Genomic DNA, 24,945 nt, shown 5'->3' with positions numbered 1-24,945 from the left:
TGCCGGTATAAGGAGGAAAAACTATGGCTCTTACACTCACAGAAAAAATACTTGGTTCTCATTTGGTCAGTGGAGAACTGAAATCAGGTACGGAAATAGCTATTCGTATTGATCAGACATTAACCCAGGATTCCACCGGAACCATGGCTTACCTACAGCTGGAAGCGATAGATATTCCCAGAGTTAAAACGAAACTATCTGTTGCTTACATTGATCATAATACCCTGCAGTGCGGCTACGAAAATGCCGACGATCACCGGTATATCGAAACAGCTGCTGCCAAACACGGCATCGTGTTCTCTAAACCCGGTAACGGCATCTGTCATCAGGTTAATCTTGAACGCTTCGGACGTCCGGGCTGGACATTGCTCGGTTCAGACAGCCATACACCAACAGCCGGCGGTTTGGGGATGCTTGCCATCGGGGCCGGCGGTCTTGATGTAGCAGTCGCGATGGCCGGTGGAGCCTATTACCTACGCATGCCCAGTATCTGCAAAGTAGAATTAAGAGGACAACTACCCCCCTGGACGTCAGCAAAAGACATCATCTTAGAACTACTCAGACGGCTGACTGTAAAAGGCGGAGTAGGACGTATCTTCGAATATAGTGGTCCGGGCCTGGCTCAGCTTTCTGTTCCAGATAGAGCAACAATCACCAACATGGGGGCTGAACTTGGTGCTACAACCTCCATCTTCCCCAGTGATGAGCAAACCCGGACTTTCCTTGCCAGCCAAGGAAGATCCGATGCCTGGGTCTCACTTACTGCTGATGATAATGCGCAATACGACGAAGAAGTAATTATAAACCTTAACGACCTGGAACCGCTTATTGCCAAGCCACACAGTCCTGATAACGTTGTTCCGGTACGGGAATTGTCTGGTATCGCTTTAGACCAGGTTCTGATAGGAAGTTGTACAAATTCTTCTTACTCGGATTTACTAAAAGTAGCTAAAATTCTTGAAGGAAAAAGTGTTCATCCAAACATTTCGCTAGCCATATCTCCGGGTTCGAAGCAGGTATTGGCGATGCTTGCCAGAGATGGCGCCCTAGCTGCTATGATTCAGGCAGGTGCACGGATTCTGGAATGTGCTTGCGGCCCCTGCATTGGCATGGGGCAGGCGCCCCGCTCAGGCGGAATATCGCTACGCACATTTAATCGCAATTTTGAGGGGCGTAGTGGAACACCGGACGCTCAAATTTATCTCACCAGTCCCGAAGTTGCAGCCGCCAGTGCCTTAACGGGAGTGCTTACCGACCCGCGGGAACTAGGAAATCCGCCGGTAGTCAATACCTCAGTTCCCGTAATAGCCGACAACAGCCTCTTAATTCTCCCGCCGGAAAATGGCTCAGACATTGAGATAATCAGGGGTCCAAACATTAAGCCTTTTCCCCGGGCTGACAAACTACCACCGGCGCTTTGGGGCGAAATTCTGCTAAAACCAGGCGACAACATAACCACCGATCACATTATGCCTTCTCATGCACATTTACTGCCCTACCGCTCCAATATCCCTTATTTGTCCAACTACTGTTTTCATAGCCTTGATCCTAATTTCCCCGAAAGAGCTATAATGAGAAGAGGCGGATTTATTGTCGCCGGAACCAATTACGGGCAAGGTTCCAGTAGAGAACATGCTGCCCTGGCCCCCTTGTATCTGGGAATAAAAGGGGTGATCGCCAAGTCATTTGCCCGTATCCACAGAGCCAATCTTATTAATTTCGGTATTGTTCCTTTCACTTTTTGTGACATTTCTGATTACGATGTGCTTGAACTAGGAACGGAAATAATGATAGAAAACATTCAGGAACAAATACTTGCCGGTGATAGTATTAAGGCAACCTATGGAGAAGCAAAGCGCACGCTCTCCCTAAAAATTGACCTTACCAGCCGGGAACAAAGCATAATTCTTGCCGGTGGTCTGCTCAATCACACCAAAGAGAAAGGAGAGTGAGACCATGGATAAGCATAAAGTAACCCTCATTCCCGGCGACGGTATTGGACCGGAAATCAGCAAAGCGGTTCAGACAGTATTTGCAGCCGTCGGTGCACCTGTAACCTGGGATGTTTGTACTGCCGGACATACAGCATTATCGTCCCTGGGCACAGCCCTGCCTGATGAAACATTAGCCAGTATAAAAGCAACCCGCCTGGCTCTCAAAGGTCCATTAACCACAGACATCGGCAAAGGTCACCGCAGTATAAATGTAACGCTGCGGCAAACTTTTGATCTTTACTGTAACCTGCGACCAGTAAAGAAACTGGCTGGAGTAAAAAGCCGTTACGACAATGTAGATCTCGTCGTTTTCCGCGAAAACACCGAAGACCTCTATGCCGGCATTGAGCACAAAGTAGGCAAAGACGCTGCCGAATCAATAAAGATCATTACTGCAGCTGCTTCCCTGCGAATTGCCGAAGCAGCGTTTCATTACGCTGTTACCCATGGCCGGCGCAAAGTAACAGCCGTGCACAAAGCAAATATTATGAAACTTTCAGACGGTCTCTTTCTGGAATGTGCCCGGCAAACTGCTGCTAACTATCCGTCGATAGAGTATAACGAAGTCATTGTTGACAATCTTTGTATGCAGCTAGTAATCGCTCCGGAGAAATTTGACATACTCCTGGCACCAAATTTGTACGGTGATATCATATCCGACCTGTGCGCCGGCTTGGTAGGCGGTCTTGGTGTGGTGCCTGGAGCTAATATCGGCGCAGACTGTTCTATCTTTGAGGCCGTTCATGGAACAGCACCCGACATTGCCGGGAAAAATATGGCTAACCCAATCGCACTGCTGCTATCTGGCGTTATGCTGCTTAATTCCATTGATGCCAGAGACATTGGCACTCGGGTCGAACAGGCCATTATCAAAGTTTTGTCCGAGGGAACGACGCTCACTCCTGATCTTGGTGGTTCGGCCACAACCGAGGACATTACAGCGGCGCTCATCCGAAATTTATAATTTAAAAAATCAAAAACGTCTTATTGCGAAAAAAACAGGGAGAAGCCTAATGGCTCTCCCTGTTTTGATTAGCTCTTTGGGACGGGGGACAGGCGCTTTGCCTGGGCAAGGGACAGGAAATCAGTCCGAAACCACTGAAAAAGTCAATACGTATCAAAAATAATCCAAATATGGTATAATATAGATATGCGATAGATTAAGAAAGTGGGGACTAAACATGCTTAAACCCAAATCAAAACAATTAAGCTTATATTCCATTCTATATAGTAAAATACCAGTTGATCATGTGCTTAAAAACATAGATAAAGCGGTAGATTTTAGTTTCATTAACAAGTTATTAGAAGGGTCTTAGGGAAGCATTGGGACGGTTCCTTTGCTCCTGTTCCTTAAATACAAGGCTCTGATTGATACCTGTTACTCTTGCTATCTGGCGTTGCGTTACACCTTCAATACTTTTAATTTTCCGTATTATCTTATCCGACTGGCTTTTTCCATTGATTGCAGCTCTCCAAGTGATTGTCCTCTTAAGATTTTTTGTATTTCTTAATACAAACGTTCATCTTTTATCTTTTGCAGCTTCTCCTCTATATCAAGAAATTTATCATTACTATCTTGTTTCATAAACGCTTGCCATCTTTGTCGGGCTATCCCTCCACATTCGTCAAATGTCTTTAAAATAAAGCCCGTATTATTCATATCTCCAAGATATTCGCTTCAGTCCTTCTAAATACTTTGTATAGTCTTCTTCTTCGTAAAATATATCCTGCCGATTGATTCCCCTTACTATAACATGATAGATTCCGCTATTACTTTTCTTTCTTGCAATCCTTGGCATTTTCTCCCTTCGCCATCTTTTTTCTCCAGTTTAGCATAAAAGAAGAAAGGAAGCAATGGAACCGTCCCCGAACTTCTGTATGATGCACCCTTCGCTTGGCGCACGGACAGGTTTACTGTCCCTGTCATACCACGCTGGTATTGTTACTGCTGTTTATTCATTTCCTCATAAAGCTTGTCTCTCACTTCAGTAAGCCCCAAGACCTTATAGGCTCGCTCACCTGCTTTTCTGAAGGCTGCCAAGTCAACATCCTGCACAATAGTCATGCCTTTTTGCTCAAGCTCTTTCCTAAGTGCTTCAACCTCTTGCTCCATTTCCTTCGAGGTTTCCATGCCGGCATTATTGCACTCTTCTATTAGTATTTTCTGATACTCGGGCGGAAGGCAGTCAAAGTATTTCTTGCTCATAACTTCGAAATTAATAAGTAAGATGTGATTGGTTTCACTCATATACTTTGCTGTCTCAAAAAGTTTCGCTCCGGTTACGTTTCGATAACCAAGATCGACACCGTCAATAGCCTTTTGCTGCATACCGGTATAAACTTCTCCAAATGGCATGGCTACAGGAGCGGCACCAAGTGCCCGGATAGATTGCTGCCAAATAGGTGCACCAGGAGTCCTGATACGCAAACCCTTTAGGTCCTCCGGAGTTTTAATCGGCTTATTTGTCAGTATATGCCGCATACCTTGTACCCAACTAAAGGACAATACTTTGATTCCATACTTGTCTTCGAGTTCTTTTTCCCACAGTTTAATGGTCGGTAGATCTCTAAGTTTTGCAATATCCTCAATGTTTTCTACAAAATATGGAGCATTAAGCACCGCAATAGCCGGTACATACATACCAAGTCTAGCTGCATCCGTATTTTGGCCGATGGGTGCACCTTGTTTCAATTGCTCTATAATGTCCTCTTCCATGCCAAGCTGCCCACTATAAAATACTTGAATCTCAACTTCGCCATTCGTTCTTTCTTTAACTCTTTGCGCCCATTTCAAAAATCCCTGATGGAATGGTTCTGATTCAGATAGCGCATGGTTAAATAGTAAGACGTATTTGGGCTTGGGTGCATCTGGTTTAACAGTTTCCTTGCTCTTACCGCAGGCTGATACCAATAATGACGCTATAATCAATATCAACAGCATACTATGCAGTTTTTTAGTCTCTTTCACAACATGTCCCTCCTAGTGTTGTTTTTCATTTTTAAGTTCTCCCGCAGGCCACTGGATTAATAAATACCTAATCCACGTAGATGTAAGCATTTGCTAGCAGCATGGGACATTTGCTGAATGCTGTCATCTACCAGTAGATAAGATTGTAGTAATTATTTCCATAAAAGTATATAAAATCCTTTATTTTTTTTTTAATATGTCATTCCTGGCTAAATAAGCTACTAAAATAGCCATAAAAAATCAAGCCTTCCCGTCACAGAAGGCTTGATTTTTTATGGCTATTTGTTGCGTTTTCTATGATATACAAATTCCGTAAGCTGGCAATAATTCAAGCAAAATATACTGTCGCTGAACCTGCAATCCATCATGAAATTTCTTCCAATCACTAGTAATAAACTCAGGAGTATAGGTAAATAGTTGACTGGTGTCGTCAATTTCCAATGTAGTACCAAGAGCTTTGTACTTCCAAGAGTCTTCCCCTTTCGCCTGATATGACGGAATTGAACTAACTCCTGTAATTTCACCGGTTATAGCTCTCCTACCCCATTCGTCATGGCGTTTATCGCCATCTTCATCGCGAATGTCTACAAAAAGGGATTCGAGAGTATTTTGCTGCTCCTCAGTCAAACCAGGATATCCGTCGTATAAGGCTGACAAATCGCTTGCTAATGGCACTGAAGACTTCCGGTAGGCAATAAAGAGGCGCATAGCTTTTATGATGTTTTCTGCAGCCAAAAGGAAATACTGCGTGTTATTATATGTCTGGATTCCGCGCCCAAGGTCCTCGATAAAACTGAACTGCCATTCCTTCAAATAAGGTAAATCGGGATTACATATTGCTGAGCCATGACCGACAGGAAGCAGATCGACCACTCGGTTTTTTATTTGTTGTTTTAAATCAACAGGCACTAGCTGGTTGGAATCATTACGCCAGAAGATTGATTTCACCTTATTTATTCCATTGACAACACCAGCAAATCCCCTGTGCGCCCACGTATCGGCATAAGTATGCATCGAAATACCAAATCGGTGCAGTCCATAAGGTTTGTCCCCAGAGCGGATGGATTCCTTTACCATATCACGAGCCACAAAACTATCATACGTGCAGATGATACGTTCAATAAAGGATTTATCTTCAGCCTTTCCTTTGGCATAACCACAATTGCCGGGCAAGAAATGAAATGGCAGCCAGACATTATGATTTTCTACATTGTCAGCGTTATGGTACACATCAAATACATCGTGAGCAGAACTGGTACGAGTGTAACTGGCACCAGTATCAAATTTGAGATGCCCAGTATTATTAGCATCGTCTACATACTGGGATGCATAGGCAAGCGTACTCGCATCTTCCAAACTAAATTCAGCCCAGCTGGCCAACACATAGATTACATCATAATGGAAGTCCTTTTGCATGTTAATTGCCTCCAGTATAAAAATTTATTTACAATTTTTCCATAAATATATATAATATATCGTAATACATACAATAGAAAAAGACAATGATAGAGACAGTAGGCACTTTTAAACGTTGCAGAGAGCCGGAGGCAGGTGCGATTCCGGTACTATTAGAGAATGTCCGAACATCCCTCTTGAGTTGCAGGCCGAAATCGTGGTAGGTGCTGACGGTTTTCCCCCCGTTATAAGGAACGCATATATTGGTATGTTGTATCGGGTGGTATAGCGAAGAAAAACTCTTCGTCTCGGTTTATGAGACAAAGAGTTTTTCTTTTCCCTAAGCACCTCTGTCAACATTAAATAAATAGAGGTGCACAAAACATATATAATTGATGATAGTACTGACATTAGGAATCATAAATTTACTATTTTCAGGAGGAAAGCCAATGAATATTAAAGGTAAAGTACATCTAATAAAACATGACTTTTCTATTCCATTAGGTACTGAAAAAAAGTTACTTAGATTTGTTAACTCAATCATCATATTTGGTAAAGAAATTACTCTAATTGACACTGGCATAAAAGATAGCTATCAAAAGATTTTTAGTTATATCAAAGAACAGGGAAGAAGTATTAATGAAATCAAATTACTCATACTGTCTCATTCACATCCTGACCATATCGGCTCTGCCAATAAAATTAAAAGTATGACAGATTGCAAAGTAATAGCACATCAAGCGGAAAAAAACTGGATTGAAGATTTAGATACTCAATATCAGTCAAGAATGGTGCCAGGATTTTATCAGTTAGTAAATGAACCTGTAAAGGTTGATACATGTCTTGAACATAATCAGGAAATACAACTAGATAAAAATTTGACAATACGAGTCCTGCATTCTCCCGGACACTCTAAAGGCTCAATTAGTATTTTTTTCAAAGAGGATAAAATACTTTTTACAGCTGATTCCATACCAATAGTTAACGATATTCCAAATTATGATAATTATAGTGAATTAAGGACTTCGTTAGAAACCATTAAACATCTCCGAGATTACGATATATTACTCTCTTCATGGACAGAACCAATAAACGGTTTCTCAAAAATTCAAAAATTAATTATGGATGGAGAGCAGTACTTAATAAAATTAGATCTTGGAGTAAAAAGTTTCTATACCAGCAAAGACGAAACTACATTAACCAATTGTAAACAATTAATTAATAGCCTGGGTTTACCAGCATCATACGTGAATTCTATTGTACATAAAGCTTTTCAGTCTCATTTAAAATAATCAGTCACCTGTATTGGTATTCTTTATCTAAGATTTTACGTCACATACCGTTTTTTCCCATGATTGTCTTGGTTCACAGTGACTAAAGATAAGTTCAAATAATATTAGTAATAGCACCTAACTATACCTCTGTCACCATTATAGCTTTTAACTTATAGCCAAGTCCAAAGTGCGAAACGAAAATAGGTTAACAGCTAATTCATTGAGGAGGAACTATGAACCAACAGGAACAGCAGTTTGAACTAGCACGACTCGCCGAAACACTCCAGCAAGTACAAGAACAAATACAGAAAAACAAGGAAGTTTCGGGATGCCATCAGCATGCACTCAAGAATTCTCTCCTGGATTATTGGAATAGTGGCGGCGGTAGTTCTATTGACGAAGCACAACATGTCGAGACTATGAATCGCCAGCGCGCGCTTTCCAAACATTCGCAGGGGACTGCCCATCATCTAATCAAAATGCTGAAATCCCCCTACTTTGGCCGGATTGACTTTTCTGAAGCTCATTATAATGATACGGAAAAAATCTATATTGGAATTGGCAGTCTGGCTAGTAATGACGGTGAATTCCTCGTCTATGATTGGCGCGCCCCGGTATCAAGCATGTTCTATGATTATGGCCTTGGTGATGCAGCCTACACCTGCCCGGCAGGCGTAATCAAAGGAACTATTACCCTCAAGCGTCAATACAAGATTGCTGATGGGCATATCGAGTATATGTTTGATTCTGATCTGACAATTGATGACAATATCCTTCAAGAACTACTAGCTAAAAGTGTCAATGAAAAGATGCATACTATTGTTAATAGCATCCAGCGGGATCAAAATCAGATTATCCGTGATGAGCAGCATAAGGTATTATTTTTGGAGGGGGCGGCCGGCAGTGGCAAGACATCGGTTGCCTTACACCGCATAGCCTTTTTGCTCTATCAGAACCGGGAAAAACTAACCTCCCAGAATGTATTAATCCTATCCCCTAACTCTATTTTTAGTGATTATATTTCTAACGTCTTGCCGGAAATAGGCGAAGCAAACGTTGTCCAAATGACTTTTCAGGACTACACCGCCAGGTCTGCCGCCCATATCCCCTTGCGCCTTGAAACCCGTGCAGATTACTTTGAGCACATGCTGGTTTCTAATGCCAACAAACAACGGGCAGCTACTATCAGCTTTAAATCATCTCAACTCTTTAACGAGGTTTTAACCAACTATCTTAATTGGCTGGCAGCAGATTGGATTAATGAACATCCATCTATCACAGCTCGGGGCGAAACGTTGTTTGACCAGAATGAATGGCAGCACTACTATCAAAATAGCTTTAGCATGATGCCGCCGGCAATCCGTCTCGAAAAAATCAGAACAATTATCCAAAAACGAATGCATGATCTCATTTCTGATGTTCGGCGAGAAAAGATCGCCCAACTCACTGAAGCCGGTGAAGAAGTCAATGAAAAGGTGATCAAGGCACTGGCCAGAATCCAGGCAAGAAGCGAGCTAAAACCCATTACCGATTGTGTAGAAAAACTGACAACACTGGATGCCTTAGAAGAATATGCAGCCCTTTTTTCTGATGACAGATTATTCACAGTTACCGGTACGCCTATTCCTGGCAATTGGGACGCGATAAAATCACAGACACGCAAGCTTATCAACAGGGGCATCCTTCCCTATGAAGACATTTCGCCCTTTTTGTACTTCCAGGGCGTTGTGCAGGGTTTTCCGGTCAAACAAGATATTAAGCATGTTGTAATTGACGAGGCCCAAGACTATTCCGCTTTTCAATACAAAATTCTGTCTCAGCTATTCCCCAACAGTTCCTGGACAATTGTCGGTGACCCTGCACAGTCAATCCAGCCTTTTGTTAACACAGCCAGTTTTACGGAAGCCAGTAACATCCTGGGCCAAGAGCAAACCTTGCATTTTTGTTTGACCAAAAGCTACCGATCAACCCAAGCCATTCAGGCTTTTTGCCATGCAATATTACCAAGTGCCGGCGAGAGTCTTTCTATAAACCGTCCTGGCCCGAAACCTACAATTATTCAAATAAGTAATCAGGAAGATGTAGCTGCTACTCTGCTTAGCATTATCCAAACAGTTCAGAGTGAGGGTTTGAAATCTATTGGAATTATCACTAAGAATGTAACTCAGGCCCTCAGAATATATTCTCAGTTGAAAGGAACTGCCAAGACTACCCTACTAATTAAAGATGACGACAAATTTCCAACCGGAATTGTTATCATCCCCTCCTATCTGGCCAAAGGCTTAGAGTTTGATGCTGTACTTATAGTTAATGCAGACACAACTAATTATAGCCAAGAACAGGATGGCAATATTCTATATACAATCTGTACTCGGGCTTTGCACCGTTTGTATCTGTTTTATACGGAAAGTCTGTCGTCTTATTTGCGGCGAGTTGACAGGAGCTTGTATAATGTCAGCGGATAATGCAGCAGGCCGAATTGTAAAAAATGAGAACTGCCTTGAATAAAGTAAGCGTCAAATAAATCGTCACATGTACAACCAGGCCTCCGGATGAGACAATAGGTCCAAGAGAATCACATAGAGTTTGTTGGAGTCATTTGGATTCTTAGAAACTCGCAGGAGGTCTACTTTTATGAGCGTACAGAAAGTGACGCATGAAGTTCGATTGGAGAAATGGCGCAATATTGTTACGGCTTGCCGCAACAGTGGCAAAACCATTAAAACGTGGTGCAGCGAAAATAACATTAACGTGAAAACATACTATCATTGGCAGAAACTTGTATGTCAGGAGACTTGCCGGGCAATTTCGGTAAGTCTCCCTGCCTCCAGCGAGGCTGTTCCCGTACAGGGTTCGGTATTTGCAGAAATGAAGATGCCTAAGCATCGTGCGGAAACATTGGCTATCACGATTGAGCGTAACGATATGCAAATCCATGTCTATCAAGGCGCTGATATGGTAACCGTGGAGGCTACGCTTCTGGCACTGAAACATTTATGTTAGGTGATATATCTAAAATCGAACATATCTTTCTCGCCTGTGGCCACACCGATATGAGAAGATCTATTGATGGTCTGGCAGCGACCATACAGCAATGCTTTCACCTAGATCCGTTCTCCAGCAGTCTGTTCCTGTTTTGCGGCCGTCGGCGTGATCGAATCAAAGCGCTCTTTTGGGATGGCGATGGCTTTGTACTTTTGTATAAACGGCTGGAGAACGGAGGCTTTCAGTGGCCAAAAGATGAAAAAGAGGTCAAACACATTACGCCACAACAGTTTCGTTGGCTAATGGAAGGGTTAAGCATTCAACAGCCGAGGGCGCATAAAAAAGTCGATAAAATACAAATCGTCTAATTTGCTGAAAGTCCTAAATATCCTGCAAAATCAATGGATTTAACGGATTTTTCATGGAAAAAAGCCATAAAATATGGTATAATTATTACATGAAAATTCTAGTGAACGGTACTAATACACAAGAAGAAATGATCTCTGTTTCTCGTACTGAATATGAGGCACTAAAAATACAAAATGAGGAACTGACTCAACAGGTCAAGTGGCTGATGGAGCAAATGCGTCTTTCCAAACAAAAACAGTTCGGCTCCTCCAGTGAAAAAAGCAAATACGATCAGTTTAATCTTTTTAACGAGGCGGAGGCAACAGCAGATGAACGGGTGCCCGAGCCTGAATTGACTGAAGTTCAGAAGCATTATCGTAAGAATGTCAAAGAAAGAAAAGAGACCATTCCTGCCGATTTACCAATAGAGGTTGTAGAGCATTTTTTACCGGAACATGAACAGGAATGCCCGGAATGTGGTTCAAAACTGCATATTATGGGTAAAAATGTCCGCCGCGAATTGAAGATCATCCCGGCCAAGGCAGTTATCGTAGAACATATTGACTATGTATATGCCTGCCGCGACTGTGAAGTCAATTCATGCAGCGTGCCTATTATCAAGGCACCAATGGACAAGCCGGTAATCAAAGGAAGCTTTGCTTCTCCAGAAGCAGTTGCTCATATTATGACACAGAAATTTGCAAATGGAATGCCATTGCATCGCCAGGAGCAAGATTTGAGCCGTATGGGCATAGCTCTTTCCAAACAAACTATGTCTAACTGGCTAATTCGGTGTTCTGAAGATTGGCTGGAGCCAATCTATGATGCCTTTAAAGAGCTACTTTCCATACAGCCAGTGCTCCACGCAGATGAAACCATTTTACAGGTACTTCACGAGCCGGGCAAATCTGCGCAAAGCAAAAGCTACATGTGGCTGTATAGAACTGGCGGGTGTGCTAGTATACCTATTGTGCTGTGTGATTATCAGCCAGACCGGAAGGCAAAGCATCCTTTAGAATTTTTGCAGGAGTTTAGCGGCTACCTTCATACGGATGGTTATGCCGGGTATCATAGCTTGCCGGAGCGAATCGTCATTGTGGGCTGCTGGGCACATGCCAGAAGAAAATTTGACGAGGCGCTAAAAGGCCTTTTGGAAAAAGACCGAGAAGGCTCTGGGGCGCAACGTGGCAAACAATATTGCGATAAGCTATTTACTATTGAGCGCCAACTAGCTGATTGTACACCGGAAGAACGCTATAAAAAGCGTCAGGAACTGGCAAAACCAGTGCTTGACGAGTTTTTGTCGTACCTTCATACAGTAAAGGCATCTACCAAGAGCGGATTTGGCAGAGCCGTGCACTATACGTTGGAGCAATGGAAATATCTCGAACGATATCTACTGGACGGAAGGCTGGAAATCAGTAACAATCGCGCCGAGCGCAGCATTAAGCCGTTTGTGATTGACCGCAAAAATTTTCTCTTTGCCAACACACCGCGAGGAGCTAAAGCCAGCGCAGTTGTGTTTAGCATAATAGAAACCGCAAAGGAAAATGGGCTCAATCCATATGCCTACCTGACTTATATTTTTAAAAACGCACCCAACTGGGATATACGAAATGATGTTGAGGCACTACAACGACTAATGCCCAGTTTTGTTCCAGATTACTGTAAAACTAATGCCGTTACCAAATGACTTGTTGTCAAGGTGACGGCATTTTTGACGCTTACTGAATAAACAAGGCCGGTTCTCATTTTTTATATTCCAGATCGTTTTTACATTATATTGCAAAATGACAATTTAAATCTAAATAAACTAAAAATAGTAAATTATTGGATGTTTTGGAAGGTTTTTAGACCTGTTTTATCAAATTATATATATAATCAATTTTTGTTGAGACTTTTTGCAAGTCATTAACTTATTTATATGCTATAACTTAAAACTAAATCGATCATTCCAATTAAACTGATAGTTACTATTATAATAGGGGGAAATCAATATGGTGCAAGTCTACGAGCAAGACAAAAGGCAAACAGATGACATAAACAATATCAAGTTGACTGACGTAATTGATCTCAAATTCCTTCAACGCTTTCAGGATGATTTTGCCGAGAGCGTTGGATTGGCCAGCGTAACCGTGGATGTTAATGGTAAGCCGATTACTACTCCAAGTAGATATACCAGTTTTTGTATGGATTACACGCATTCAACTAAGTGTGGTGATAAGCGTTGCGCTGAATCACACCGAAAAGGTGGCGAGGAAGCAGCTCGAACCGGTAAACCGGTAGTATATGAATGTCATGCAGGTCTTATTGACTTTGCAGCGCCAATTATTCTCGAAGGCCAGCTTATTGGGACAATTTTGGGTGGACAAATAGTAACCCACACTCCTCCTGAGGAGAAATATCGGAAATTTGCGCAAGAAATCGGGGTTAACGAAGAAGACTATGTTAAAGCGGTAAATGAAGTTACAATATTAACTCCGAAACGCATTGAAGCTGCTGCAAATGTTCTTTATAACGTTGCGAATAGTCTATCTAAGATAGCCTACCATGAAAGAAAACTAATAAAAACTACAGATGTCCTTAATAGCAATTTAAACCAAATGTCAGCGACAATGGAGCGGCTTAACGTTGTCGGTGAAATGGCCGCCAGCATTGGCCATGAAATCCGTAACCCAATGACAACGGTGCGCGGTTATCTACAGTTGTTTCAATCAAAGAATGATTTTACTAAATACCATGATCATTTTGGTGTCATGATTGATGAATTAGACCGGGCGAACAGCATCATCACTGAGTACTTGTCTTTAGCCAAAAACAAAGCTGTTACGATGAAAATCGGCAATATAAATGATGTTATACAATCTTTGCAGCCACTTTTGCAGGCTGATGCGTCCTGTAGAGGACAGCAATTGTTTACAGATTTGGGTAGAATTCCGGATAACAAGTTTGATGAAAAAGAAATCCGACAGATGATTTTAAATTTTGTGCGCAATGGTTTTGAGGCCACGCAAGATTGTGGCGAAGTTACAATTAGGACTTATGAACAAAGCGGTACTATTATGGTCTCGATTAAAGATAATGGGACAGGGATACCAGACGAGGTAATGCAGAAACTGGGTACTCCATTCCTCACCACGAAAGAAAACGGGACAGGTTTAGGCTTACCAATATGCTATCGGATTGCAGAAAGACATGGCGCTAAGATCTTGGTGGATTCTGCTTCTCAGGGAACAACCATTACCATAATGTTTAAACCCGGCACCGGATGAACCATATAAATTTAGAAGCCTTCACTCTCTAAGTTATACTGTAATCGTGCCATGCGAAGTCCGGTTGGTGTCCGGAAATTCTTATTAATAAGCTTCCGTAATTGCTGAGTATTCCCGTCCAATCCCTCTTCTTCAATATTTACCAGCAGATCGGCCTCCCAAATAATTTGGAAGTCCAAACCATCATTCTTGCGGGCAGTATGGTGACCACCTACAATATAAGTCACCCTCTCAATGATCTCTTGCGGCGCACCGAGGCGAACCATGATGTCCCTCACTATTGGCGGTCCTTCAAGCTCTTGGTAAGGCCCGGCTGAAGAATTATATTTTTGTTCAGCCACCTTGATCCCCACATCATGCAGCAAAGCGGTAACTATAACCACATCATGAGTTATACCGTTAACTTGCTCGCCACTCATTATTATTTCGGCAGCAGCCAATACCTTAAGCGCATGATTAATGCGGCGCTCATCTGAGCCGAAGTGTTCTTTCAGTTCCAGGATATACTCTTCTTTTTTGATTGCTTCACCGTATCACCCCATTGGATTTATAGATTCCTTCTCTATCTTAGACCATTTTCAAAAAACTGCTATGACAGATTATCATACCACTATAAAAGGCGGTGACAAAGCACCGCCTTTTATAGTACGGGATATCCCGAACCAAGGGTTTACTATTTCTAGCTATTATTAGCGGCTAAGAATAGCTTTGATATCGTCTTCCGGAGTGCTGATTGGTTTTAAATTGAATTTTTCAACCAAGATGTTCAGTACATTACCCGATAAGAAAGCCGGCAGGGTCGGCCCGATATAGATATTCTTTATGCCAAGCGCGAGTAGTGTAAGCAATATGCATACAGCCTTTTGTTCGTACCAGGAAAGTACCAGTGTTAGTGGCAGGTCATTAACACCGCATTTGAAGGCACCGGCAAGGGCAACAGCAACCTGGATGGCAGAGTAAGCATCATTACATTGTCCCATATCAAGTATCCGGGGAATTCCGCCAATGTCACCAATGTCAAGATCATTAAACCGGTATTTACCACAGGCTAAGGTCAAAATTACTGTATCTTTCGGCGTGTTTTTAACAAATTCTGTATAATAATTTCTACCTGGTCTGGCACCGTCGCAGCCGCCAACAAGGAAAAAGTGTTTAATCGCTCCGGCTTTGACAGCATCAATTACTTTATCAGCCACACCTAATACAGCGTTACGGGCAAATCCGGTCATTAACTCAGTCCCGCCATTAATACCGGTAAACTGCTTATCTTCTTTCCAGCCACCAAGTTCCAGTGCTTTGTTAATAATCGGCGTAAAATCCTTCTGCGCCATTTTATTTTCTTTGCTCCCAATACCAAATAACTCCATTGCTTTATCAAGAATTGAGGCAGAATCCTTTTTACTATTTGCATCAGGGATATGCTTCAGGTCAGGGTAGCCGACTACAGCGGTTGTAAAAATCCGGTCGGCATATGACGATTTTGGTGGCATCAGGCAATTGGTGGTGTAAAGAATAGGCGCGGGAATGCTGTCAAATTCCTTTTGCTGATTTTGCCAGGCTGTGCCAAAATTACCTTTGAGGTGCGCGTATTTTTTTAGTTCGGGATAAGCGTGAGCCGGTAACATTTCACTATGAGTGTAAATATTAATACCTTTGCCTGCGGTTTGCTCTAACAGCTGCTTCAGATCATGCAGATCATGACCGGTAACAACAATGAACGGTCCTTTTTCTACAAGCGTCGAAACCTTAGTCGGTACAGGGTGTCCAAAAGCTGTTGTATTGGCTTCATCCAGCAGGCCCATGCATTTTAGGTTGATTTGCCCAAATTCCATCAACAGATTCAGCCATTCTTCCGCAGTATGCTCTTCACCGATAGCGCGCATTCCTTTATAAAACCACGCGGTAACCTCATCATCTTTTTTATCCAGCACATAGGCGTGCCAGGCGTAGGCTGCCATACCCCGCAGACCCAGCAGCAAGGTGGAGCGTAATGATACAATGTCCTCATTACCAGTCCATAAATTACTAACAGGAAAATCTTTCGCACTTGAATCTAACTTGTTTTTTTCATCCTGAATTAGATTGATTAATTCGTTAATACGTAATTTATCAAAGTTAACGTTGGTGATCGTAGCAAATAGCCCCAGCATCATGAGCTCATCAGCCAATTTGGAAGGTGTGTTTTTTATTGCGGCTCGTCCCAGACCAACAAGGGCACAAGTAAGTTCATCTTGTTTATTGGCGACCTCAGGACTTTTACCACATACACCTACTTTAGTACAACCTTTACCACCGGCGGTTTGTTCACACTGAAAACAAAACATGTCTGACATTTTATTCTCCTCCTTAAGTTTTAATGTTAACTTGTTTTTCTTGTTTTCATTGTATTATAATATAAAATAAAAATCGGTAGCCATAGCTACCAAAGTGAGGTTGTGGTGCGTTTTGAGTACTAAATTTTTAGAGGTCCTCATGCAATCACCATTGTTTAACGGAATTACAGCAGATGCACTGGAAGCTGTAATTAATTGCTTACAACCCAAAGTTTGTAGCTATTCTAAGAACAGTTACGTCACAATTGAAGGAGAGAGTTTTACCGGCTTGGGTATTTTGCTTACCGGCAAGGCAACTGTAATAAAGGAAAATGCAGCAGGAAACCGGATTGTTATGACATTGCTGGCACCAGGAGACATGTTTGGCGAAATGTTTGTATTCTCCGTAAATGGTATTTGGCCTTTTTCAGTTATTACCCAGGATGAATGTCAGGTAATGTTTCTACCAGCAATAAAAATTGTGGGAACGTGTTCCAATGTATGTGCAAATCATAAACAAATTATCACCAATCTGTTGACAATAATGTCGGAGAAAGCAATCCTGCTGAACCGGCAAGTCGAATACCTTGCGCTTAAGGGAATGCGTGAAAAAATAAGTACCTATCTACTGGAACAGCATAAATTAGCCGCCAGCCAGACGTTTACCACCATGTTAAACCGTAACGATTTAGCTGATTTCCTGAATGTCTCCCGGACAGCTCTTTCAAGAGAAATGGGCCGAATGCGCGATGAAGGTCTGATTGAATATTATCGATCAGCTATAAAAATTAAAAATCTGGATGCTCTGAAAAAGATTATCCGGTAAAAAACTCAGGACTACAGCTCTAGGCTGAGTCCTGAGTTTTACATTCTATTTATTCACTGCTTAATACTAGAAAAGGTTTATACCGGCAGCCCGATTAGCAGACTCAATTGCCTGACGCGCGAATTCACTGGCTTGAGCGGCTGAATTCAGACTTTGATCAGGATTATGGAAACCCATGCTGCTTTCAGCAGCGACAAAATCCCAGTACCATTGGGCTTTGCGCACCAGTTCCCTGGCGTTAGCCAATTCGTCCTGATTCACATTAGGTATCTCGGAAGCTTTTTTGATAGCCTCATGGGCACGTGCCACGTTTTGACCAGCAGCATGCAATACTTCAAAGGTATAATCCTGGGTAGTCTTGACTTGATCCAGCAGCCAGGCGCTGCCTTGCGTATGACAAGCACCACATGACGCATCAAGGTTTTTGAGCGGGCTGGTCATCGTATGTGAACTATATTTTTGCCCGTCCTTGCGCTCATATGGCATATGGCAATCAGCACAAGCTACCCCCGCCTTACCATGGGTTCCTGTAGACCAAGTTTCAAAATCGGGATGTTGCGCTTTTAGCATTGCAGCTTTAGAATCCGGGTGTTGCCAGTCTTGCATAAAACCAAGTGGTTTATCAAGATAATAAGCATAAATATCACTAGGTTTCGAGCCTTTATCCCAGGGAAATACAACACGAGAAGTATTGGGCTCAAAAAAGTATTCTGCATGACATTGGCCACATACATAACTCCTCATGTCTTCACGACTCGCCTTAGTTACATCAACACCCTTGCGATCCATTGCTTCGATAAACGCCGGGTTAATGACCCGCAAATTCATATTTCCGGGATCATGGCAATTGGCGCAACTGATATAGCCGTGGGACGGAATCGTATCCATCACTTGGGAAAACGGAAGTTTAGCATAACCCCAGCCTGTCTCCTGGACAAGCTTTTCCAGATAAGGAGTCTTGCAGGTTATGCAGGCTCCCGGCGATTTGGGCCCAATCCGCTTTGTTTCTTTAATATCCTCAAGTGCATAAACATGACCACGATCTTCGGTATAGTCTACACTGAAAGGATTACCTTTAAAATTAGTTTTGATTTCAGGCATCATATCAGATTTCTGAACTTTCAAACTGCCGCCATACCCTGTTGGCGATGACTCCATAATAGAGTTTTTCATATAACTCTCATACTCCAATGGATAAAACTTCCCCCATACCGCCGGATCATATTCCCCTGCCGGAATTTTTGCTATTTTGACGGTAGATGCGGGCTTGGCAAAGCCAATCCTGATAATAACAAAACCAAAGAAAACTAGCAGCACACCTAGCAAAGCAATCATAGATTTCTGTGATTTATTCAAGCTTTATCCCTCCTTTGCTTTTGTTCATGCCATGGACTAAGCCCCGATGGCATTGGGTGCAATCCTGCCCACCGGCCCCCATGCCGGTTTTTTCAACCGTAGACTGATGACAGTGCAGGCAGTTATCTGCTATATAGCCTTTTCCCTTTGTTGATACCTGGATTGTTGCCGGATAATCTCTCAGTACTTCATGATACACATCATTCATACCGGTCTGAGCTTTAGCAGCCAATTTTACCGCTATATTGCCATTTGGCAGATGACACTCAGCGCATTCAATCTGTTTGTGGTTAGACGCCTGCCAGGATGTATAAGCCTGTTCCATAGAATGGCAGCTTCCACAAAACTCAGGTGTTTCCGCGTGAGCATAGCCAAAAGCTCCAAACAAAACCCCCACCACTGCGACAGCGCAACCAATTGCCATCAGCTTTAACGCGTTACGGTTTAAGTACTGACTTATATCCAACAATATCCCTCCTCTCCTCTTTTTTGGGCTAATTATAAGTCCCGGCAGAAGGACAATGACCCCTTGACAACGTTGTAGCACCTACTCAAAATAGCGCATACTGATCTTTTTTAATTCCTGAGTACTGTAAAATATCTTTTAGCGCCCACAGCTGCACCACGGCTCCTCTGCTAAATAATTGCCATCCGAGTAATAATAAGCTCTAGCTCGGCAACCGCCGCAGATGTCATCATAGCCGCACCGGCTGCAAGCACCTGTCAACGGTTCATGCCTGAACTCATGAAAGAGCGGACTTTCTTTCCAAAGTAAGTCGAATGCTTTTTCCCGCACATTCCCTGCTTTTAGCGGCAAGTACGGACAAGGATGCACATCTCCGTTAGGCAAAATAACACAATAGGATGTACCTGCCAGGCAGCCTTTGGTAAAACGCGTTGGTATATTTTTTTGTTTGGCAATACGCATAAATTGCGGCGCACAAGTCGGCTTGATCTCGATAGGTACCTCAGTCTGTTTATCAAGAATGCGCTCTAATAGGGCCTCATAATCGGCCGTCTTAAGCGTAGTCGCTTCAATATCCTTGCCGCGCCCGGTAGGCACCAGGAAAAATATGTGATGAGCCACCGCCCCTAATTCAACAGCAAAGTCGGTAATGGCGGTAATCTCGCCTTGATTATTGTTCGTAACAGTAGTATGGATCTGAAATGGCAACCCGGCAGAGCGGCAGGCCGCCATGCCGCTCAATGTTTTATCCCAAGCGCCGTCTGAACCGCGAAACTTGTCATGCTGAGCCTTATCCTTACTATCCAGACTGATCCCGGCGCATACCAGACCGGCTTCTTTTAACTTACCGCCAATTTCAGGAGTTATCAGAATACCGTTGGTCCCTAGCACCGGGCGCATACCTAAATTGCGGGCGTGACTGATCAATTCGTAAATATCAGGCCTGAGCAGCGGTTCACCGCCACTAAAAATCATAATCTTAAAGCCAGCCTTCGCTATTTCCGAGAGCAGTTTCTTTCCTTCAGCAGTATCCAGTTCGTCGCTGCGCTTAATCCCGGCGTCGCGATAGCAGTGAATACAGCTAATGTTACAAGCCTGCGTTGTATTCCAGGAGATAATCATCGTACTTGCTCCTTTCAGTCATATTGATAGCATCCTTTTTTTTCTCTGTGTTCTATTTAAGAAGACGCCGCCTTTTTATTCATACAAAGCTTTCGCCGACTAACGCCTGCCGCGACCGTGCCGATCGTTATTAAAACAGTTCCCAGCCAGACAAGGTTTATGAGCGGCTTGCGGCTGATTTCCACATCTACGCGCGACTGCTCCGGCGGCGCCGCTAAATCTTTTATCCCAACTGTTACTGTCCCATCCCCCATATTGAGTGCCGTAAGAATTAGTTCATAATGGCCGAATACTTTAAAAGGTACCGGTATCATCTGCCCGTTGCGTGATATTAATTCCGGCTTAGCCTCTTCGGCATTACCATCCTGAGTAACTTCCAGCAGTGCATATACCCGCATGTCACCACTGGCCCCACTGCCGCCCATACCGTACCGGATGAGCTTAACCGCTACTGCTTCTTCCTGTTTCTGTTCACCTTTATGTAAGGTCATTTCTTTATGCGGGCTTTCCTCTTGCTGCATAGCTGGCGCTAAATAGATATCTGCGGACAACATCCGATAAATTCCGGGTTCCCGCGCTGCCGGACGGCCTTCCTTATTCAACTTTGTATATGGCTCTAAAACAGTATTGGCTTCACCTGCCAAGGAAAAGCTTTGGTAAAAGCCCTGCTCCTCAGTATCCGGCCGCATTCCCAGGTAAGTAAAGTCAGTTCCCAAAACCTGTTTACTTTCCCCCTGCTCAAAGCTTACATACACAGATTGAGTAGCCAAGGATGAAAACAGAATGCCGATAAGAGTGATCGCTACGCCAACATGAGTAAGTCCGGCACCACGGCTAATTCTCTTAACTCTTACCGCCACTATACTGGCGGCAATAATCGCCGCAGACAGCCCGACTGTCACGAAAGCAACCGGCTGACGAATTCCACCGGCTACCGCAAGAACCATCGAAATAATGGCTAAGCCTGCAATCCACCAATAGCGAGCCAATAAACTGGTTCTAGTTTCGCCCCAGCCAACTAAAGATCCGACAGCAAGCAGCAAGGCCAAACCAGCCGCCAGCGGCAAAGTCGTTGTATTGTAGAAGGCGGTACTGACATTTTGCGGATTGCTTAGCAACATGGCCACAAGTGGTGTTGACATGCCGACAAGGACGATAACTCCTAGCGCCGCAAAAATAATTGCCGTTGCCGCCAGGAAAAATTCCCGGCTCTTAACCGCCGGATACAACTCACCCTCAGGCAGAGTCGGCCAGCGAATAATCAGTATCCCCAGAGCGCTAACCGCAGTAATTAGTACAAAACTGGCCAATATTCCGCCCACCCCTTCGTCGCTAAAAGAGTGGGTTGAAAAATCACTTAGTATTCCGCTGCGAGTGAGGAAAGTTCCATACATAACCAGGACAAAAGTAAATAGTGCGGCAAAACTGGCCGGTCTGACGGCTGCTAACCTGACACGTGCCAACAATAAAAGATGTACCAGCGCACCGCAGGCCAACCAGGGAACAAGCGAAGAATTTTCAACCGGGTCCCACCCCCAATAGCCACCCCAGCCTAACACCTTATAAGCCCAAAAACCGCCTAAAAATATCCCGGCTCCCAATGCTGCCCAGGCAAACAGTGTCCAGGGCAGTGCCTGACTTACCCAGTTTTTATGACGTCCGGTTATGATGCCATCCATGGCGTAGGCAAAAGGCACTGCCAACCCGGCATAGCCAAGAAATAGTACTGGCGGATGAACCACCATCCAGGGGTCTTTCAATAACGGATTGAGACCAAATCCGTCCAGCCGGGGTTCTGTCAGCATCATAAACGGGCTCTTGGCAAGCAAAATAATAAGCAGCATAATTTGCACTCCGGTGTATACCGTCATAGCACAGGGTTGATTTTTCCGGGCCAATAACAAACCAAAACTGACATGAAAGAGCGCCCACAACAGGAAAGATCCTTCCTGTCCGGCCCAAAAGGCCGACAGCTTATAAATCAGACTAAGATCCCGGGATGAGTAGCCAAATACATAAGCAAACTGAAATTGATCGCTTACAATAATATAAAACAAATACAAGGCTGTAACGGCGATAAACAGAGCAGATAAGCGATAGTAGAATAATCCCTTGTCCCGGCTAGCCGATAACCTCTGAGCTGAACGGCGGGTCGATGAGGCCATATGGGCATTTAGATAACAAAACAATGCAATCCCTGTTGTCAATAAAGCCATAAATAGTGCTGCATAGCCAATCATGCTGGTTTCACACTCCCCTGGTATTTAGATGGACACTTAATCAGCAATTTTTCGGCCATAAACTGGCCGTTTTGATATTTTCCAACAGCCACAATACTAGTGGCTTGATCCAGCCCCTCCGGTTTGGTCCCCTGATAAATAACCGGCACCGCTTCACCGGTTTCATCTCTCAACAAAAACGTAACAGTCTTGCCGTTCTCTGTCACCGATATCTTTTCTGTGGCAAGCACCCCACGTACCTGAACTGCTCCAGTCGAAGACTTGGCCTGGGCAAAACTGACATAGGGTGTTAGGGAAGTCTGAAAGGCAATAAAGCTATAAGCCACAAAGACAATAATAATCAACAAACCGATACTATGCCGTAATTTCATCATTTCACGCCTTCTTCCCCGCTAATGGCCGCCGCTTCGCGCTGACGCCGGGAGTTGATCCGGCAGTTTAGTAACTGCCAGAAGATAGCCGTGCAGGCAATCAAGGCAGCAATAAGCACAACCAGCATACTAGTATCCATTTCGATTCTGGCACCACTGTTAATGACCGGTGCAGGGTGCAGCGAAAAATAATAACGTGGAATAATAAATACTAAAAATGGTACTGTGATGAAGGAACAAAGGGAATATACCGCTGCGATGCGGGCTTTTTGTTCTTCATCTTCAATGGCTGAGCGCAGGGCCAAATACGCCCCGTAAATCAACAGCAAAATAAAAATAGTTGTCTGCCTGGGATCCCAGTTCCAGTAAGCTCCCCAGGTTAGTTTGGCGAAGACTGCGCCACTGACTGTCGCCAGAATGCAGAAAATAAAGCCCAGGGATGCCGCGGCCGAACTTCTCCAGTCGTACTCAGCCTTGCGGGTACGCAGATACATAAATGCCCAGACAGCAGACAATAGCAAGGCCAATACGGAAACCCAGGCCACCGGTATGTGAAAAAAAGCAATTCGAACCAAATTACCTAAGCCTTGGGCTGGCGGCACAATATAAAATACTGCATAGAGAACGCCGACCGTCCAGATGCAAATACCGGAAATGCTTACATAACTGCGTTTCACCGGAAAGCCCCCTTTCAATTCTCCCAGAGATAGTCGAATAAAATTGATGCCGCAATTATCACTGTAATATCATAGCCTGCCATAAACAAGAAGTCCTGTACTCCAGGCAGGATACCGTCAAATACACAGGTAGTAGCTGCAATCACCATCAGGAATTGCGGCAATAACAAGGGAAAAGTAACTACAGTAAACAGTGCTCCCTTGCCGCCTGCCTGGCAAACCATTAGCGCAGTCAGCGTAGCTATCGTGGCGATTCCCACATCACCCAGCACCAGCACGGCACCAAGCTCCAGCCATAGTGGTATTGTAACGTTAAGCAATATAACAAATAACGGGATAACAAGCACAGTTACGGCTATTAGTACTAAACCATTGAACAGTGTCTTGCCAAAATAGACCGCCTGCCCATTGGCGTACAGGCGAAGTGTGAACAGCGTTCCCGCTTCCTGCTCTTGAACGAATACTCGTGATAAACCGGCCATAGCACAAAAGAAAAGAATTATCCATAACAGTGCCGCAGCCAACGCAGAACTGATAGCCGCGCCAGCCAAACTCATACTAATGCTAGCCAGCGTAACAAGGGCAAACATCGTCAGGGCGCTAAACGCATAGCTAGACCGCAGCTCACACAGCGCATCCTTGTGAACTATCGCCCACACCATACTATACCAAGGCAATTTTTTGTCCGGCATAGTTGGCCTCCTCTCGCTCATTAGTAGCTATAATGACTGCCACCTGCTGCGCCAGTGCGTCCTTTATCAACTGCTTTACAAGCTTCCTGCCTTCTTCATCAAGATTGGAGGAAGGTTCATCCAGCAGCCAAATTGGCGGCCTTAGGGCATCCAATATGGCAAACTTTAACCGTTGCCGCATTCCGGTTGAATAGGTACTGAGCAGTTCCTGCTGGCGTCCGCCTAGTCCCACGTTCTCAAGACAGCTTTGCAGTCGTTCAGCCGATAACTCTATTCCGCGGGCCTGTACCAGGAACTGAAGATTTTCATAGCCTGTCATGGCGTTATAGAGGATTAATTCCGGCGATATCAGGCCAAAACAGCCCCTTCGGTTATCAACAGCTACTTCATGGCCGTGATTATGTACATTTACTATACCAGAGCTTGGCCTAATCAGACCCGCAATAATTTTGAGTAGTGTGGATTTACCGGAACCGTTGGGACCCATTACCACAATGCAGTCTCCCGAACAAATCCGCCGGTTTACATTAATGAATAATTGCCGATGACCGTATCTTTTAGAAACATTAACAAGTTCTACCTCGATCCCCTGCATTGTCATTCCCCCAGAGTCCCTCTTATTTGTAATACTTTCTTAAGATCTTACC

General features: G+C 43.8%; 22 protein-coding genes. 9 read left to right on the top strand and 13 right to left on the bottom strand.

Annotated elements, in window-relative coordinates:
• Window positions 1-23 precede the first annotated feature (23 nt).
• A complete protein-coding gene (locus AC1ECB_RS27340) occupies window positions 24-1,952 on the top strand; it encodes an aconitate hydratase (protein WP_485666695.1) in 1,929 nt (642 codons plus the stop codon).
• A 4-nt stretch (window positions 1,953-1,956) separates the two neighbouring features.
• A complete protein-coding gene (locus AC1ECB_RS27335; protein WP_485666694.1) occupies window positions 1,957-2,958 on the top strand; it encodes an isocitrate/isopropylmalate dehydrogenase family protein in 1,002 nt (333 codons plus the stop codon).
• 543 nt (window positions 2,959-3,501) lie between these two features.
• Here the strand turns inward: AC1ECB_RS27335 and AC1ECB_RS27330 are convergent.
• The 3 genes from AC1ECB_RS27330 to AC1ECB_RS27320 form a co-directional block, all read right to left on the bottom strand.
• Entirely contained in the window at window positions 3,502-3,654 is a 153-nt protein-coding gene (locus AC1ECB_RS27330; protein WP_485666693.1) for a hypothetical protein, read from the bottom strand.
• A gap of 282 nt (window positions 3,655-3,936) precedes the next feature.
• Entirely contained in the window at window positions 3,937-4,962 is a 1,026-nt protein-coding gene (locus tag AC1ECB_RS27325; protein ID WP_485666692.1) for a C4-dicarboxylate TRAP transporter substrate-binding protein, read from the bottom strand.
• A 294-nt stretch (window positions 4,963-5,256) separates the two neighbouring features.
• The gene (locus AC1ECB_RS27320) at window positions 5,257-6,378 is read right to left on the bottom strand and encodes a DUF6765 family protein (protein ID WP_485666691.1); all 1,122 of its coding nucleotides are present in this window, start codon (window positions 6,376-6,378) and stop codon (window positions 5,257-5,259) included.
• Between the two features lie 428 nt (window positions 6,379-6,806).
• Here AC1ECB_RS27320 and AC1ECB_RS27315 point away from each other — a divergent pair, with 428 nt between their 5' ends.
• The 6 genes from AC1ECB_RS27315 to AC1ECB_RS27290 all read left to right on the top strand — a co-directional run bounded on the left by AC1ECB_RS27315 (window position 6,807) and on the right by AC1ECB_RS27290 (window position 14,236).
• On the top strand, window positions 6,807-7,649 hold the full coding sequence (locus tag AC1ECB_RS27315; protein ID WP_485666690.1) for an MBL fold metallo-hydrolase: 843 nt from the start codon (window positions 6,807-6,809) through the stop codon (window positions 7,647-7,649).
• A gap of 215 nt (window positions 7,650-7,864) precedes the next feature.
• Entirely contained in the window at window positions 7,865-10,096 is a 2,232-nt protein-coding gene (locus tag AC1ECB_RS27310; RefSeq protein ID WP_485666689.1) for a HelD family protein, read from the top strand.
• Between the two features lie 169 nt (window positions 10,097-10,265).
• Complete coding sequence (gene tnpA / locus AC1ECB_RS27305; protein ID WP_485664427.1) at window positions 10,266-10,634, top strand: IS66 family insertion sequence element accessory protein TnpA; 369 nt, start codon at window positions 10,266-10,268, stop codon at window positions 10,632-10,634.
• Window positions 10,628-10,984, top strand: coding sequence for an IS66 family insertion sequence element accessory protein TnpB (tnpB, locus tag AC1ECB_RS27300; protein WP_485666585.1), 357 nt, complete (start codon window positions 10,628-10,630; stop codon window positions 10,982-10,984). Before tnpA ends, tnpB begins: the two co-directional genes overlap by 7 nt.
• 89 nt (window positions 10,985-11,073) lie before the next feature.
• Entirely contained in the window at window positions 11,074-12,657 is a 1,584-nt protein-coding gene (gene tnpC / locus AC1ECB_RS27295; protein WP_485664464.1) for an IS66 family transposase, read from the top strand.
• Window positions 12,658-12,961: 304 nt separating this feature from the next.
• On the top strand, window positions 12,962-14,236 hold the full coding sequence (locus tag AC1ECB_RS27290) for a PocR ligand-binding domain-containing protein (RefSeq protein WP_485666688.1): 1,275 nt from the start codon (window positions 12,962-12,964) through the stop codon (window positions 14,234-14,236).
• 11 nt (window positions 14,237-14,247) lie between these two features.
• Here the strand turns inward: AC1ECB_RS27290 and AC1ECB_RS27285 are convergent, their stop codons facing one another.
• Both AC1ECB_RS27285 and hcp read right to left on the bottom strand, forming a co-directional pair.
• Window positions 14,248-14,655, bottom strand: coding sequence for an HD domain-containing protein (locus AC1ECB_RS27285; protein ID WP_485666687.1), 408 nt, complete (start codon window positions 14,653-14,655; stop codon window positions 14,248-14,250).
• 270 nt (window positions 14,656-14,925) lie between these two features.
• Window positions 14,926-16,569, bottom strand: coding sequence for a hydroxylamine reductase (gene hcp, locus AC1ECB_RS27280; protein WP_485666686.1), 1,644 nt, complete (start codon window positions 16,567-16,569; stop codon window positions 14,926-14,928).
• Between the two features lie 112 nt (window positions 16,570-16,681).
• On the opposite strand from hcp, the gene AC1ECB_RS27275 reads away from it, so the two are divergent.
• Window positions 16,682-17,374: a Crp/Fnr family transcriptional regulator gene (locus AC1ECB_RS27275; protein ID WP_485666685.1), complete on the top strand. Its 693-nt coding sequence runs from the start codon at window positions 16,682-16,684 to the stop codon at window positions 17,372-17,374.
• Window positions 17,375-17,440: 66 nt separating this feature from the next.
• Here the strand turns inward: AC1ECB_RS27275 and AC1ECB_RS27270 are convergent, their stop codons facing one another.
• From AC1ECB_RS27270 to AC1ECB_RS27235, 8 genes are all read right to left on the bottom strand, one after another.
• Window positions 17,441-18,730, bottom strand: coding sequence for an ammonia-forming cytochrome c nitrite reductase subunit c552 (locus tag AC1ECB_RS27270; protein WP_485666684.1), 1,290 nt, complete (start codon window positions 18,728-18,730; stop codon window positions 17,441-17,443).
• Window positions 18,723-19,196, bottom strand: coding sequence for a cytochrome c3 family protein (locus tag AC1ECB_RS27265; protein WP_485666683.1), 474 nt, complete (start codon window positions 19,194-19,196; stop codon window positions 18,723-18,725). The genes AC1ECB_RS27270 and AC1ECB_RS27265 overlap by 8 nt, the downstream gene beginning before the upstream one ends.
• Window positions 19,197-19,334: 138 nt before the next feature.
• On the bottom strand, window positions 19,335-20,318 hold the full coding sequence (gene nirJ2, locus AC1ECB_RS27260; protein ID WP_485666682.1) for a putative heme d1 biosynthesis radical SAM protein NirJ2: 984 nt from the start codon (window positions 20,316-20,318) through the stop codon (window positions 19,335-19,337).
• A gap of 56 nt (window positions 20,319-20,374) precedes the next feature.
• A complete protein-coding gene (gene ccsA / locus AC1ECB_RS27255) occupies window positions 20,375-22,558 on the bottom strand; it encodes a cytochrome c biogenesis protein CcsA (protein WP_485666681.1) in 2,184 nt (727 codons plus the stop codon).
• Window positions 22,555-22,932 (bottom strand): cytochrome c maturation protein CcmE domain-containing protein, encoded by a 378-nt coding sequence (locus AC1ECB_RS27250; RefSeq protein WP_485666680.1) that lies wholly within the window; start codon window positions 22,930-22,932, stop codon window positions 22,555-22,557. Before AC1ECB_RS27250 ends, ccsA begins: the two co-directional genes overlap by 4 nt.
• Window positions 22,929-23,606: a cytochrome c biogenesis protein gene (locus AC1ECB_RS27245; RefSeq protein ID WP_485666679.1), complete on the bottom strand. Its 678-nt coding sequence runs from the start codon at window positions 23,604-23,606 to the stop codon at window positions 22,929-22,931. Before AC1ECB_RS27245 ends, AC1ECB_RS27250 begins: the two co-directional genes overlap by 4 nt.
• Window positions 23,607-23,620: 14 nt before the next feature.
• A complete protein-coding gene (locus AC1ECB_RS27240) occupies window positions 23,621-24,298 on the bottom strand; it encodes a heme exporter protein CcmB (protein WP_485666678.1) in 678 nt (225 codons plus the stop codon).
• Window positions 24,270-24,893, bottom strand: a complete 624-nt coding sequence (locus tag AC1ECB_RS27235; RefSeq protein ID WP_485666677.1) for an ABC transporter ATP-binding protein — start codon at window positions 24,891-24,893, stop codon at window positions 24,270-24,272. The genes AC1ECB_RS27240 and AC1ECB_RS27235 overlap by 29 nt, the downstream gene beginning before the upstream one ends.
• Window positions 24,894-24,945 lie beyond the last annotated feature (52 nt).

The sequence above is a fragment of the Sporomusa sp. 246TCP1 genome, assembly GCF_057319775.1.
Note: the sequence above shows the minus strand (reverse complement) of the source record. Positions and strands in the feature narration are given on the sequence as shown.